General features: G+C 35.7%; 11 protein-coding genes and 3 pseudogenes. 4 read left to right on the top strand and 10 right to left on the bottom strand.

Annotation, left to right across the window (positions count from 1 at the left end; all coding sequences use genetic code 11):
* Nucleotides 1-34: 34 nt before the first annotated feature.
* Nucleotides 35-928, top strand: a pseudogene (locus D9780_RS08395) (transposase); the annotation flags it as partial.
* Nucleotides 929-1,523: 595 nt separating this feature from the next.
* On the opposite strand, the gene speG reads toward D9780_RS08395, so the two are convergent.
* The 4 genes from speG to D9780_RS08415 form a co-directional block, all read right to left on the bottom strand.
* Nucleotides 1,524-2,042, bottom strand: a complete 519-nt coding sequence (gene speG / locus D9780_RS08400; protein WP_121639845.1) for a spermidine N1-acetyltransferase — start codon at nt 2,040-2,042, stop codon at nt 1,524-1,526.
* A gap of 234 nt (nt 2,043-2,276) precedes the next feature.
* Complete coding sequence (locus tag D9780_RS08405) at nt 2,277-3,137, bottom strand: hypothetical protein (protein ID WP_121639846.1); 861 nt, start codon at nt 3,135-3,137, stop codon at nt 2,277-2,279.
* Nucleotides 3,124-4,047: a WD40/YVTN/BNR-like repeat-containing protein gene (locus D9780_RS08410; protein WP_121639847.1), complete on the bottom strand. Its 924-nt coding sequence runs from the start codon at nt 4,045-4,047 to the stop codon at nt 3,124-3,126. Before D9780_RS08410 ends, D9780_RS08405 begins: the two co-directional genes overlap by 14 nt.
* A gap of 137 nt (nt 4,048-4,184) precedes the next feature.
* Entirely contained in the window at nt 4,185-4,847 is a 663-nt protein-coding gene (locus D9780_RS08415) for a CPBP family intramembrane glutamic endopeptidase (protein WP_073004041.1), read from the bottom strand.
* Between the two features lie 685 nt (nt 4,848-5,532).
* On the opposite strand from D9780_RS08415, the gene ltrA reads away from it, so the two are divergent.
* The gene (ltrA, locus tag D9780_RS08420; protein ID WP_121638889.1) at nt 5,533-6,795 is read left to right on the top strand and encodes a group II intron reverse transcriptase/maturase; all 1,263 of its coding nucleotides are present in this window, start codon (nt 5,533-5,535) and stop codon (nt 6,793-6,795) included.
* A 253-nt stretch (nt 6,796-7,048) separates the two neighbouring features.
* Here the strand turns inward: ltrA and cysK are convergent, their stop codons facing one another.
* From cysK to D9780_RS08435, 3 genes are all read right to left on the bottom strand, one after another.
* A complete protein-coding gene (cysK, locus tag D9780_RS08425) occupies nt 7,049-7,969 on the bottom strand; it encodes a cysteine synthase A (protein ID WP_121639848.1) in 921 nt (306 codons plus the stop codon).
* A 29-nt stretch (nt 7,970-7,998) separates the two neighbouring features.
* Nucleotides 7,999-8,424, bottom strand: coding sequence for a PH domain-containing protein (locus D9780_RS08430; protein ID WP_073004038.1), 426 nt, complete (start codon nt 8,422-8,424; stop codon nt 7,999-8,001).
* A gap of 239 nt (nt 8,425-8,663) precedes the next feature.
* Nucleotides 8,664-9,221, bottom strand: a complete 558-nt coding sequence (locus D9780_RS08435; protein WP_073004036.1) for an isochorismatase family protein — start codon at nt 9,219-9,221, stop codon at nt 8,664-8,666.
* 666 nt (nt 9,222-9,887) lie between these two features.
* Between D9780_RS08435 and D9780_RS08440 the strand changes: the two genes are divergently transcribed.
* Nucleotides 9,888-11,129 (top strand): MFS transporter, encoded by a 1,242-nt coding sequence (locus D9780_RS08440; protein WP_121639849.1) that lies wholly within the window; start codon nt 9,888-9,890, stop codon nt 11,127-11,129.
* A gap of 225 nt (nt 11,130-11,354) precedes the next feature.
* Here the strand turns inward: D9780_RS08440 and ant(9) are convergent, their stop codons facing one another.
* Nucleotides 11,355-12,140 (bottom strand): aminoglycoside nucleotidyltransferase ANT(9), encoded by a 786-nt coding sequence (gene ant(9) / locus D9780_RS08445; RefSeq protein ID WP_121639850.1) that lies wholly within the window; start codon nt 12,138-12,140, stop codon nt 11,355-11,357.
* 100 nt (nt 12,141-12,240) lie between these two features.
* Nucleotides 12,241-12,813 (bottom strand): annotated as a pseudogene (locus D9780_RS08450) (recombinase family protein).
* A gap of 340 nt (nt 12,814-13,153) precedes the next feature.
* Here D9780_RS08450 and D9780_RS08455 point away from each other — a divergent pair.
* A pseudogene (locus D9780_RS08455) lies at nt 13,154-13,729 on the top strand (Tn3 family transposase); the annotation flags it as partial.
* 38 nt (nt 13,730-13,767) lie between these two features.
* Here D9780_RS08455 and fetB read toward each other — a convergent pair.
* Nucleotides 13,768-14,562, bottom strand: coding sequence for an ABC transporter permease (gene fetB / locus D9780_RS08460; RefSeq protein WP_073004034.1), 795 nt, complete (start codon nt 14,560-14,562; stop codon nt 13,768-13,770).
* Nucleotides 14,563-14,600: the final 38 nt, after the last annotated feature.

A 14,600-nucleotide genomic window follows, 5' to 3' on the forward strand; every position in this document is an offset into this window, starting at 1 on the left:
AGACATCCATAAAAAGACTGGAGGAGTACTTCCTATGACCATTATACGACAAACTAGCCTGTTTGGCATTCAAGAACTATATGACATGGAACCTCCCCAAAAATATGATGCCATTATTTCAGCTATTAATTTGCATAAGATTTATCATGAAGTAGCCAAAAAATCACGTTTAGGCGCACCAGAGGAATTGAATTATGCCGCTATGATTATTTCCACCCTTGTGAGATATGTTGAACGTATCCCAACTATTAAGGATCTTGTCAAACGTCTCCATGATGATATCGCTTTTAAGCTAAATTGCGGATTTCTTGTTTCGGACAGTATACCATCTGAAGCCTCTTATTCCCGGCTTATCACAAAACTAAAAGACTGTAACATTTTAGAAAAGAAACTAGAAAATGTCGTCCTTCAAGCTATTGAAGAAGGGTTTATCACAGATGATACAGTCGCTATTGACGCCACCCATTTTGAAGCACGTGATCAAGCACCAGCCAAGGAAGATAAACCAAAATCTGAACCCAAAAAGCGTGGGCGTAAATCCAAGGCAGAGCTTGAACAATGGCTCAAAGAACAAGCAGAGATAGAAGCCAATAAGCCAATTTTTGAAAAGACAATTAGAGACCAGCTTGATGTACCTTTAAATGTGTTACGTTCTGAGGTTCCTTTGGTTCCAGAATGGGGCGTCAAAAAGAACTCAGAAGGAAAGAATGTATTTTGCTTTGGCTATAAAGGACATTTGGCCGTCGGTACAAAAAGTCAGTATATTTTACAGTCCTTTTTCTCGTCTGGTAGCCTAAATGATGGAAAGGCAGCTATTCCTTTATTAAAAGGAATTAATGAACAGCTTCCTCTACAAAATCTACGATATCAAACAATGGATGCTGGTTATGATTATGAACCTATATATGAACAAGTGCACAAAAACGGACAATATAAAATGAAGTTAAAAATTTTCTTCTCCTAACATAGACATAAAGAGATATGGATGTTAATCTTAATTTTTTTCGTTTGAGGTGCTAAATCCTTGTATTAACCATAGTAGAATGGAATAATTCAAGAAATTGATAGAACTAGAACAGTTTATTTATATCTCTTTCATTGTAAATCACACATTGTTTCAAGAAACAGCTTAAAGTTGCTATGAAGTTACTATCGCTATAATTTGCAAACACTCATTTTTTAATATTATATACCAACCTTTATGCCTAGCTGGCTTATGTTCAGTTGGGTTTTTTTGTGTTTATCAAACTTTTTTCAAAATATTGCTCCAATCTTTGGCATTTCATAAAAAATCTTGTTGAAGGTTATGAAAGGGTAAGCGTAAAACAGCCCACACCTATTATGTAGATGTGGGCTGTTTTACGCTTACAGTATAATTAACAAATAGTTTCAAACAATGGAAATGAGAAACGATATATAGTTTAGAATTGAAGTTGATAAATGTTAAAATAGCCCACAGCGGTGAGTACCCCTGAAGGCTATTTTCTATTGCTCTATTGCCTTTTTGATAGTATAAAACGTCACTATAATTTATTTAAATAGTCACGTTGGAAGATACACATACGTAACACATCATGATAGCTTCCATTTACAAAAAATTCTTCTTTGAGTTCCGCTTCTATATAAAATCCTAGCTTTTTATAAATGTGAATAGCTTTATCATTTTGTTTATCAACAATAAGATATAATTTATGCAAGTTTAATGTTGAAAATGCATAGTCCATTGCTAATTGAGCAGCTGGAAGAGCGTAGCCATTACCTTGATGTTTCGGAGAAATTATAATTTCAAACTCCGCGTTTCTATGAACAAGATAATCAATATAAGCAATATCTACTAAGCCGATTCTTTCTCCTTTACTTTCTACTATAAACCGCCGTAAATGCTCATCCTGTGCATGTTTCTCATACATTTCCTTTAATCTTGCAAACGAGTAGTATGGTTCTTCAAACCAATAAGACATAATAATTGGATCGTTTACCAATTCATGAATAAATGGTAAATCCTCTTCCTCTAAAGGCCGTAATCGTAAATCATGTTCCACTTTTCTATATACCTCCACAATTAATTTAAATAACGACAAATTCTTTCAATAATTCTCTCCCTCTAATTATATATGTTTACCTATAGAAAGAAAAAGATACTGCATTTCTACTTATTTATAAATAGCGTTTTTCCAGGTTTGAAAGACTTCTTCAACTAGTTGCAAAATGATTGTACAGCATCATCGTTGCTACATTTGATTATCCTCAGTATTTCAGAAATACTCTCCTGATCATTATTTTAATCGTCCTTTTGCAAGAACAATAGGTTTTATGTCACTCATTGTAGCTTTGTATAACACGATATTTCCTGTTTGTTGTCTTCCATCGTTAATGGCTTCAGCATCAAAATTTTTATCTAATGCGATCGTCCATACAGCTTGATTCTCTTTCATTAGAACAATAGCAAGCGTCCCGTATTGAATAGTCTCCTCCCAACTAAATGTCTCTGAAGTGCCGTTTGTTATAACGGTAATTCCTTCTGGATGATTGATCACCTCAACTCCATCACCACGCCATTCACCAGACGTAACCGCTCCAACTTCATAATAAGATGTCCCATCCCCACGATCTCCATAGGTAGCTATAAATTGCTGTAAATTGTCACCTGAGGTTTTGTAAGTAACTGCCGCTATATCATTTGCTAACCACTTTATCTTGGGTGAACTTTTCAAGTCTTCTGGAAGCGTTTGGTGAGGCATTGCCAAAATGCCGAATCTTGAACGATAATATGTAGCCGTTTGCGTGTTTGTCTGCTTTTTTATAACTAATACTTCTTTAAAATTAGGTGAAATGCTAATGATATTTCTTACTTGCTGATTAGTTGAAACAAGCATCCAAGTATTTACAATTGCAAATAACCCTAAGCAAACAACGACAAAAAGCCTCCACATCTTTGACAGACCTAGCAAAAACAAAAGCGCTAACGATAAAAAAACAGCAAAGCTTATATTAAAAAAATAAAATAGACGATTATCAGTATATTCTACCTGAGGATAAATAGTAGGAAGAAATAAAAAAACAATCTGGCCACAAAATATCAGACCCGCTAATAGAAACAGCAGCCAACCTGCTATACGTAATTTACTCTGTTTCAACAGGATCCACCTCCGATACAAACTCCCATGTTTCTCCGCCGTCCATTGACTTAAACTTACCTTTTACATTTCCACCTTTATAATCCCCATTTGGCCCTTGCCTAACTAGCATAGTTAGTTCATTACCATTTTTTTCAGGAGTTTCAGCAATTACAAAATGAAGTGTGAATGTATTTGGCACATAAACTTTTGCTTGTTTCCATGTTTGCCCAGCATCCTTCGTCACATAAAGCTGCGGCTCTTGAGGGTTAATAGTACCATAAGACAAAAAGCCAGTCCGTTCATCAACAAAGCCCCCATCTGCAATTAACCTTGAAATATTAGGACTTGATGTTTTTTTCCAGCTTTTACCGCCGTCAAAAGTAAGATGGACACTGGAATATTCCTGAGACATAGTTCGATTACCTGAAAGAATGGCATAACCAAAATCATCATTCAAAAATGCTATTTTCCGAAATCGAATAACTCCATAATTATCAACAATAATTGATGTGTTCCATGATTCCCCTTTGTTTAAGGAGTATGTTATTGCGACGTCCTTGTCTCCTTTCGGATGCAAAAATACCGTTCTCTCCTTAGTAAGTATGTAACTTTGCGGAATCAGTTCATCCTTCCTTCCATTGTAATCTCCAGCAAACAAAAGATCTCTTTCTATCGGAACACGGATCCAATTCTCCCCTTTGTTATAGGTTATAAACAGTTTTTCATTGTCAATAGCATGATCGACAACCTGATCTGTGACTAATGAATCCGTTATATTATCATTTTCATGAGGATCACCTCCTTCTGAAGGATCTGTTTCATCAGTATCCATCATTAAAGTGGTTTGATTACTTTGCTGATAAATAATTGTAGCAATAATTAAACCGACCAACATAAGAGCGGACAAACTGTTCAAAAACGCTTTCATGAGGATTACCTCCTTTCTTAAAAGTAAGTTTATGCTCTAAATAACGAAAAAGTTCATCCCAAATTGCTAGCAATAACATATTATAGACATTTCCATATACAAAACTGCTACCCCTATTAATCTAGTATTATAAAAGCTTAAAAATAGAATAGCGTTATACCTATGGCAATAATCATAATATCGGCACATACATGGATGATCCACGAAAACCAAATTGTCTGGTTTCTCTCATTTACCTTATGAAAAACTATGGCGATCCCCCAAAGTCCTACAAAACAAGTGATAATTAAACTAGGGCTAAACCATAAGGCAATCATGGGTATATGGTAAGTTGCAAATAGCAAAGGGCTAAAAAAGTATCCGATTTTCCTGGGTAATTGAAAGAAAATAAACCCGCGAAAGAAGTACTCCTCTAACAAAGAATTAATAAAAGTAATATAGATGCCAACGAAAATAAATCCCGTGGCGCTTATACCTAATCTTCCAGTTATATCTTGCTTGATTTGGCTAACTGAGAAATAAGGAGATAGCAACAAATAAGCAGCTAAAACGATGGAAGCAGATAATGCTCCAAGGAAAAGTAAACGCAACCAATCTCTTCTATTCATTTTATCTAAAGTTAGAACATCTTTAAAGCGAAAATCGCCAAATAAACGAGTGTATAACCATATCGCAAGAAAAAATAACGTCATTTTGCTTAATGATTTAACAACATAATTAACATCCATTCCATGCTCCACAAAGGCAAGTAAGGCACATATTAGACTAGAAACACTAATAATATAAGCAGTCTTTTTCATTGAAGTTCTCCTCAGAAGTATTTGTGCAAAAGGTTTCAATTCTTTTTAATTGAAGCTATTAGAAGTGATGAAAATACAAAACGATTATCCTAGTTATGCTTATTTTAACATATAAAAGCCAACGAAGCTTCGTTGGCTTTTATATGTGTGTGCCAGGCATGCACACATTCTCTAGGGTTCGAGTCCCGAACCACGAAGGCAGTAGTAGTGGTTAGCCTAAGACAAGGGTGTCTGGGGTGACCCAGAATCTGAAGGAAGTCGGCGGCAAATCTCCGCCCTTAGGAACACGAACTTCATAGAAGGCTAGGTGTACTTGGATGAGACTGCACAACAAGTCAAAGTCCTTACTGTCAAAGGGTACACAGAGTAAATGAAGTGGGGATATGGAGAGGAAGAATGTGTGCTTACCCCGGGAGATCTGACAGAAAAGCGGTGCACACGCCGTAACCGAACATGTAAGTGTTCGCTGAACTGTCAGAAGTCAGCCGAAGCCGTAGTACTAGATATTTCTAGGAAGGGCTGAATCATTGAAGAAGAATGGTCGCTTCGGAGTACGCAATACTTGATGAAGCAGAAACAAGAAAACCTTCCTAGTGAAGGAAGCGGTGAATCCCGTGGGGGACACTAGAAGGGCTGAGAGAAATTGCCACACAAGAAGAAAGAGCCATTCACGTAGGAGTTAGATATCATGTTGGAAAGCATTCTATCACGAGAAAACTTAATATGTGCACTGAAACGTGTCGAACGTAACAAAGGAAGCCACGGTGTGGATGAAATGCCCGTACAAAACCTACGAGCGCATCTCATGGAACACTGGGCTTCCGTTCGAGAACAACTCGAATCAGGTACCTACTATCCTCAACCCGTTCGCCGTGTCGAAATCCCGAAACCAAACGGCGGAGTGAGGAAGCTAGGAATTCCTACCGTGCTAGACCGTTTCATCCAACAAGCAATCGCACAAGTTCTAACAACCATCTATGACGCAACATTTTCTGAACATAGTTATGGTTTTCGCCCAAACAGACGAGGACATGACGCGGTTAGGAAAGCGAGAAGCTATATGAAAGATGGCTATCGCTGGGTTATAGACATGGATTTAGAGAAATTCTTTGATAAAGTACATCACGACCGATTAATGAGGAAACTGAGCCAAAAGGTCAAAGATCCGAGAGTACTTAAACTTATACGTAGGTATCTCCAAGCTGGCATTATGGAGGACGGAATCGTTCAACCAAACACAGAAGGAGCCCCTCAAGGCGGACCATTAAGTCCGTTGCTATCCAACATCGTTTTAGATGAGCTAGATAAAGAATTAGAGCGAAGGGGGCTCCATTTCGTCCGTTATGCGGACGACTGTAACATATATGTTCAATCGAGGAGAGCGGGATCGCGAGTGATGAAAAGTATCACTACATTTATCGAAGGAAAACTCAAATTAAAAGTAAATGAACAGAAAAGTGCAGTAGACCGCCCATGGAAGCGTAAATTCCTAGGATTTTCTTTCACATTCCATAAAGAGAACCCAAAGATTCGGGTTTCTAAAGAAAGTATCAAACGCTTTAAACAGCGTGTCAGAGAACTAACCTCAAGAAAGAAGTCTATGAATATGCAGGATAGAATCGCAAAGCTAAATCGATACTTAGTAGGTTGGCTAGGCTACTATCAGCTAGCAGAGACGCCCTCTATATTTGAAGTTTTGGATAGCTGGATTCGAAGAAGGATGCGAATGATACGCTGGAAAGAATGGAAGAAAGTCAAAACAAAATACAAGAATTTAATAAAACTTGGAATTAGTAAAGGAAAAGCATGGGAGTGGGCAAACACGAGAAAGGCTTATTGGCGTATAGCTAAAAGTCCGATCTTACATAGAGCATTAGGTGATCGATACTGGTCAAACCTAGGCTTAAAGAGTCTACATAAACGATATCAAACGATGCGTTGGACTTAAATGAAACCGCCGTATACGGAACCGTACGTACGGTGGTGTGAGAGGTCGGGGGTTAGTCGCCCCCTCCTACTCGATTAATAATGCATAGATACGTGTAGTTATACCGTAGCTCTATTTTTCAATGAAAGATGAAGAAAAAGTTTGCTTATCGTTAAAAAAGCACCATGTCGGAAGTATTTATTTTGGTTATAGCAAAACCTTAACATCTTTATGAGAAATAGCGTCAGCGGTGACACATGAAAGCATATCAATTTTATTCCGCAAATAAATTCATGCTTAAATAGCGTTCTCCAGAATCCGGAGCAATACAAACAACTTTCTTTCCTTTTCCAAGACGCTTAGCTGTTTGGATAGCTGCATATACAGCAGCAGCACCTGATAAACCAATAAAAATGCCTTCTTTTTGTCCAAGTTCTTTAAACAATTGAACTGCATTATCATCTGCAATTTGCATAATTTCATCATAAATAGACGTATTTAAAATCTCTGGTATAAAACCCGGGCTTGTGCCGACAAGCTTATGTTTACCAGGCTTTCCTCCTGATAAAACAGGAGATCCTTTTGGTTCTACTACAGCGATATGGATGTGTGGAAGCTTTTCTTTTAATACTTCACCTGTACCAGTTACTGTTCCTCCAGTTCCTGCAGTACATACAAAAGCATCTAGCTCACCTTCCATTTGCTCAAGTATTTCCAAAGCCGTTGTTGTTTTGTGAATATCCGGATTGGCCATATTTTCAAATTGTTGTGGAATAAAACTTCCAGGATGTTCTTTTTGTAACTCCAACGCTTTGTTTATTGCACCAGGCATCTTTTCTTCACTAGGCGTTAAAACAACTTCTGCACCATAAGCTTTAACAATATTCCTTCGTTCAGCAGTACTATTATCGGGCATGACAATGATCGTTTTATACCCTTTTGCCGCCGCACTCATTGCTAATCCAATGCCAGTGTTTCCACTCGTAGGTTCAATAATAGTATCACCTGGTTTCAATAATCCTTTTTCCTCCGCTACTTTAATCATATTAAACGCGGCCCTATCTTTTACACTTCTACTGGGATTATACATTTCTAGTTTCACATATACGTCTGCAGCATAGTCAGGAACAAGTTTGTTTAATTTCAACATTGGCGTGTTTCCAATTAATTGGCTAATATTTTCTACTACACGCATTTCCTCATCCTCCTTGTTAAACAAGTACTTTAAGAAAGTGATTGTTTCAACGACTTTTCCATTTTTATATGCGGGTTTATAGCAATAAGTGCTTGTAAAAATTGTTGTTTGTCTAGCGGTGATATACTTGTTACGTTAAATTTTCCACAATGCAATACAATTCGGTCAAGTGATAAAGCTGGCGCAGCAGCTAAAGGATTTTTTTTCGCTTGAAAAACGACTTCAATCTCTTTTATATTTATCGTTTGACGAACAGGCCCATAGCGAATTTTAAGTTTTTCACCAATAATCCGATAATCCGTGGCAAACCAAAACCATAATAAGAACACAATTAAAGGAAGGATTAGTAAAATAGACAACCCGTTTCCTGTAATTAGCGGTATAAAAAATCCTATTATAGAAATCCCCCATAAGAGAACAGTAATCCATTGATCCTTCTTGGAAGGAAACACCATATATTTTCCTCCTGTATGTTTTTTATTCATTATAAAGGGAATACAACCTTTTTTCCAACTATACCTATTGGATTAACGTATGTACAGAATCGACTTCGTCCCTTATAGAGAGTTTAAAGCAATACAGAAGTGTTCGATTTAATGACACTTTCATTTTATATTGAATAAACACGCAACAATAAAAGATCCCAATTCCTTTGTCAAACTTAAGAAATCGGGATATTACTTTATAAAGAAAATCACCTATATAAATGATGTGTTGGATGAAACAAATCTTCCTCTGTTTTTCTTACAATGGAAAAGTTTTCAACATTGTAATGTCCATGCAGAGTATTATTATGATGCTGGATAATTTGCTCTGCATGTAAAATATCGCTTCCTGTTGTAGAATGTCCATCACCTACTAATGTAACATCTAACCCATTAATCGTAGCTGTTCTGACTGCGCTATCAATACAATGCTGGGTCGTACACCCCATCATAACTACATGTTCAATTTCTTCAGATTTAAAGTAATTTAAAAGTCCAGTTCCATAGAAAGAATTTGTTGCGGTTTTATCAAAGAATGTTGCATTTTTAGGTATATGGATTTCTTCATGCACTTGAAAACCCTTCCCTTTGCCTTCTGCAACATCTAAATCCCTAACAAAGACAACAGAAATATTTAATTTACTTGATTTTTCAATGACGCTATTGATATTTCTAATTAATTCCTCTTTTAAAAAAACGGCTCCATATTCTTTGTTTCCTTCTATTAGCTCTTGTTGTGCATCAATAATTAATAAAATTTGTTTCAAATAATGCTCCCCTTTCTTATTTAGCGAACGATATCTTAAAGAGACATGCCCCCTACCTTCGTTTTTGCTACGTCAATATTTACATGGTTAATCATACTATCTACCTCCTAAATCAACTATTTAACAATAGATTCAAGCTTGAATTTTATAATAATTTAAATTTTATCATAAATAGGTGTTAAAGAACAATTTTATAGTGCACATTATTTTACTATTAGGGGTACCGTCATGAAAATGCGAATTTACAACGCTAAGACCATTTTCATGACGGTACCCCAAAAATAAAATTAAGGTTGAAAAGTTTATTGACCAAAGTAAACATAAATAACCAAACAGATGAAAAAGTCTCATGGATTCATCTTCTATCGTATATATATGATGAAATACGAGTAAGTGCAGGATCAATCACACCTTAACTGAATTTTTTTACATGCTAAGATATCCTATGCAATTTCCCGAAATACATCTTCTTCCGTAATCGATATCACCATTAACTATAGTTATGTAATCAACATTTTTTTGTGAAATAAAAAGGTTTTTAAAATTTTTTGTATAATTATTACTATTAAAAACATTTAGTGTGTATCTGAATTATCCCATTCATTTTTATCTATACTTAATCATAACAAGTCAGACAAAATAAATTCATTTTTTAAGGGGGTATATATGAGGATAAAACAATGGGATAGGAGTTTAAAAATAAGATTAGCTGGTGAAACTATTTTCAATTTGTTTTATTGGATGTATTTTCCGTTTATGGCAGTTTATTTTAGCGGTATATTAGGAAACGCTGTTACCGGGGCTTTGATGAGCATCCCACCATTAGTCTCTATTATGGGTAATATAATTGGAGGTAATATATCTGATTATATAGGGCGACGAATTATTATGATAATAGGAGCTTCTATACAAACTTTAATGTTTGCTCTGTTTGCGATATCTGTAATGTATGATAATCATTGGATAAGTTATAGTTGTTTTTTAGGAATCAGCCTTGGCGGGGCTATTTATAGTCCGGCAAGCAATGCTATGGTTGCTGACTTAGCCGGAAAATCAGATACAAGGGAAATATTTGCCACCTTTATCACAGCAAATAATATAGGGGCAGTTTTAGGTCCGATTATCGGTTCATTCTTCTTTTTCAACTATTTAAGTGGATTATTATGGGTTTGTACTTTCGTAATGGTTATATACACCATGGCAATCGTTCTTTATATTAAAGAATCCATTCCAATCTTAAATAGAGAAGAAATAGGGATAAAAACAATACCAAAGTTTATCAGTAATCAACTCAAAGATTACTGGGATGTTCTTAAAGATAAAATATTTTTTCGTTATATAATTGGAGGAGTTCTGGCAGTAATTGCTATTATGCAACTAGATTTATATATAGCATATTATGTTACCTCTTATGTACCTGCTCAAAATTTATTTAATTTTAATAATTGGACTCTAAGTTTAAATGGTAAAGAGATATTAGGATTAATTTTAGGTCTTAATGGACTTTTATTTGTATTTTTTGTATTGCCTGTAACTAAGTGGCTAAAAGGTTGGACAGACCACAACGTTTTCATATTATCTGCTATATTAGCTGGGGTCGGCATGTTTCTAGTTGGTTTTACAACTAATATATGGGTTTTGTTATTGTTAACTATTATTTTTACTTTTGGTGAGATTGTTCGTGCCCCCGTTATAAAAAATTTTATTGCAGATTACGCACCAGATAATTCAAGAGGGACATATATGGGTGCAGCCGATTTACAATTTACTATTGGCAGGTTTTTAGCTCCGGTCACCATATTTTTATCTGAGTGGATGAATCCATTAAGCATATTTAGTATTATCCTTTTGGCTGCATTTTTAAGTGGTTTTATGTATATAAGGCTTTTTAAGCATTACACGCCCTGAATTCACAATAGTTTAAAAATATAAGTTAAAGGAAGGATGATAATATATGAATATAAAAGAACAAACTTATTTTAAAAACCCTTTAGGGGTAGAGTCAGGAAAATGCGGATTTACAACATAAAGAAATCTCAATTCCCTTTTAAGTTTCAAGGTAAATTGAGATTTCTCTATTTTACAAATGCGCCTTCTTTAATGAAGCTCTCTCGTGGGTTTTTAAGAGCTTGCTCAAATACTAAAATAAGATTCTATAGAGTTTCTAATATAATTTACGAGTGCCATCACCTCGGAGTCCAGTCCTTCCCACCTATCAACATACTCCCCACGATACGCTTTTCTAGCTAAGTTGAGTAAATTCGCATGTTCTTTAGGTAACCGAGGTATAGCCCATTCTGCGGCCGCATCTTTGGGTGAGATTTCACCAACAGCAACTGTCAGCCACATTCGAGCAAGAGTCAAAATCACATTACGTTCATCTCCCCTAATCCCCTCAATTAATTCTGGCAAAGATTCCTTAATTGCCGTTCTTATATCTGTTATCGGAATAGGAACTAGTATATTTGAAGTATCAGGACCTAATAGAGGTACGCTGTTCATTCTTGCTTGTTCCAAAACAATAGCCAAATCAGGGTCATAGGTTGGTTCTTGGATTTGTCCTTTCTCGAATTCGTTCCTAAGCCACTCCCCATAGATAAATTCAGTTTTTGGTGGATATCGCCAAGGAATAACATCCTCTTGGTTAATAACCGTGACTTCGAGTGGTCGCACAGAATCTGTATTTCCTATCTTTCCAGAGATCAGCATTAGTCTGTCTGTTAGTTTTTTTCGAGTGACTTCAGAAAAGCTATGATTCACGACGACTAAGACATCTACGTCACTGTTAATGCGTAAGCCACCATTTACAGCAGAACCAAATAGATATACCCCGATTATCGAACTTCCAAGCAACTCCTCTAAGACATTTAATGCTTGGATGGCTTCCTTTGGTATTCTCTCATTTGTCAGATTGATCATTAATTAAAAGCTCCTCTATCTCTATTATCCTATTTAATATTTTCAAGTACATTACTCTGCAATTATGCCTATTTGCGGAATGTGCCCATTTTAAGCCAACTTAGTTGTTGTTTGCTTTATCCTTATCTAATTGTCTATAAAGCGATGCTCGTGATACATTAGTAATCTCACATATTTGATTTACAGTCATTTCCCCCTCCTTATAAAGCTTTACTGCATAATTCATTCCTGCATGATTTTTATGATACTTCTTTAACCGACCTTTAAACTTTCCTTCTTTCTTAGCCAGTTCAATCCCTTCACACTGCCGCATACGGATAAGATCACGTTCTAATTGGTTTACACCCGCCATAACTGTAATTAAGAATTGGCTGTAGGGATTATCTTCTGATAAATCTAGCCATGTATCTTTTAAGGATTTTAAATTTGCCTTTTTACTCCGTATGTTATCGATTAATTCAAATAAAATTGTCTTGTGTACTACGAGTAATCCGAGTTAAGTCTGTAACATGAATGATATCACCTTCTTGTAAATCCTCAAAGTTGCTCACGATCCCTTGTTGCACTAGAAACTTTTTCTTCATATATAATATTCAATCCAATTTGATTCAATTTGCTGAAATTGTCTTGAAGGATTCTGGCTAGTTGAACTGACACGTCCATCCAATCCAATGTATGTTGAAAATAAGGAATGAGGAAGCTCGGTAAAATAGAGATTGTTACTGTACAATCCAAACACCTAAAGCGACAGATTGGAATGTATAATTCTTTTTCTTCTATATCCCGTACCGCCAGTAAAAACCATTTCTGCGCACATTACCTTGGGCTATGCATTGACAGTTAGGACACCGATCAAATGCAGGAAAGCTATTATTTTTCCCTCTTGCTTCATATTCTTCTATATCTATTTCATCATGTAAAATAATCATAAGAGACTCCGCTTTATTAATAAAAAAATTAGCATATTGCTTCAGAAAAGTACAGTGGGAATGCTGAAGATATATGTAAAAAACATCTCAAAAGAAAATTATGAGGATGCTTTACGGTTAGCTCATTCAATAAGCGAAGGAACAGTCTTAGCATCCTTGATTATAGGGAAATTAGGATCTTATTCAAGACAAAACAGCTTAGCTACAGCCTTACGTGAGATGGGACGTATAGAAAAAACAATCTTTATCCTTAATTACATTTCGGATGAATCTTTAAGAAGAAAAATACAAAAAGGATTGAATAAAGGAGAAGCCATGAATGGATTGGCAAGAGCTATTTTCTTTGGAAAGCAAGGAGAGTTTAGGGAACGAACCATACAGCATCAATTGCAAAGGGCTAGTGCCTTAAACATAATCATCAACGCCATCAGTATCTGGAATACTCTACATCTAACAAGAGCAGTTGGATATCAAAAACGGACGGATTTATTGCATCATATTTCACCTTTAGGTTGGGAACACCTCAATTTATTAGGAGAATCCCATAAAGCTAATAAATTCTTCCCAACCATTCATAGGTCACTAACAAAACTATTTCACTTGCTAGTCTATATTATTAAGAAGAAAGTCTCTTTTCGAAAAAGTTTAAACAGTAGCTAAGTTAACACATATGGAACGCGTGCTTGTTTTTTTAAATACTAGTCATCAGAAAATTTCAATTGTGCACGATGGTTAAAGAACGCTTTGTATGTTAAATGGAGAAAAATTACAACAGTAATTGAAACAGTTCCTGCTACACCAAGCATAATTGCAATCTGATACTTCACAGCACTGACAGGAGATGCTCCAGCAATAATTTGTCCTGTCATCATACCAGGTAAGAATACAATTCCCATACCGACCATTGAATTAATAGTTGGAAGCAGTGCAGAATCAAAAGCTTCATTAATAATCGAATTGGATGCTTCTTTTGGCGTTCCACCTAACATTAAAGCTGCTTCTACTTTTTCTTTTTGTTCTCTCATACCAATAAGCAATTGGTTTACACCTAAAGTAATACCAGTCATCGCATTACCGATGATCATGCCACCAATCGGAATAAATAACTGTGGTTCATACCAAGGATCTAATTGAAGAACAACGAATAAAAAATAAGCCATACTTACAGATATGCCTAATACCATAGCTAGCGCAATCGTCTTTTTAACAGATATATGAATGGCTACGGTTGCACGTTTATACACATTATAGATAGCAAATCCAAGCATAAATAAAACAATGACTAAAGTGATCGCTGGATGCGGATTTTCAAACACAATCATTAATAAATAGCCAACTAAAACCAATTGTACTGTCATCCGTACTGTAGAAATGACAATTAATTTTTGCCTCGGGATACCTTTCACACGAACGATAATCCATAAAATAACTATAAAAACATATGCGAATAGTAATTGCCAAAAAGTTAAATCAATAGAACTTGGCTCGCTCATTTTGTATTCCTCTTTCCATATAAGATCTGTATAATTCG

It is taken from the genome of Virgibacillus sp. Bac330 (assembly GCF_003667845.1).
Taxonomy (GTDB): Bacteria; Bacillota; Bacilli; order Bacillales; family Amphibacillaceae; genus Virgibacillus; species Virgibacillus chiguensis.

What these genes read in the sequence shown, in the direction of transcription:
- D9780_RS08410 (WP_121639847.1), bottom strand. Translation starts at nt 4,047, where the DNA reads ATGAAAGCGTTTTTGAACAGTTTGTCCGCTCTTATGTTGGTCGGTTTA.
- D9780_RS08415 (WP_073004041.1), bottom strand. Translation starts at nt 4,847, where the DNA reads ATGAAAAAGACTGCTTATATTATTAGTGTTTCTAGTCTAATATGTGCC.
- cysK (WP_121639848.1), bottom strand. Translation starts at nt 7,969, where the DNA reads ATGCGTGTAGTAGAAAATATTAGCCAATTAATTGGAAACACGCCAATG.
- D9780_RS08430 (WP_073004038.1), bottom strand. Translation starts at nt 8,424, where the DNA reads ATGGTGTTTCCTTCCAAGAAGGATCAATGGATTACTGTTCTCTTATGG.
- D9780_RS08440 (WP_121639849.1), top strand. Translation starts at nt 9,888, where the DNA reads ATGAGGATAAAACAATGGGATAGGAGTTTAAAAATAAGATTAGCTGGT.
- fetB (WP_073004034.1), bottom strand. Translation starts at nt 14,562, where the DNA reads ATGAGCGAGCCAAGTTCTATTGATTTAACTTTTTGGCAATTACTATTC.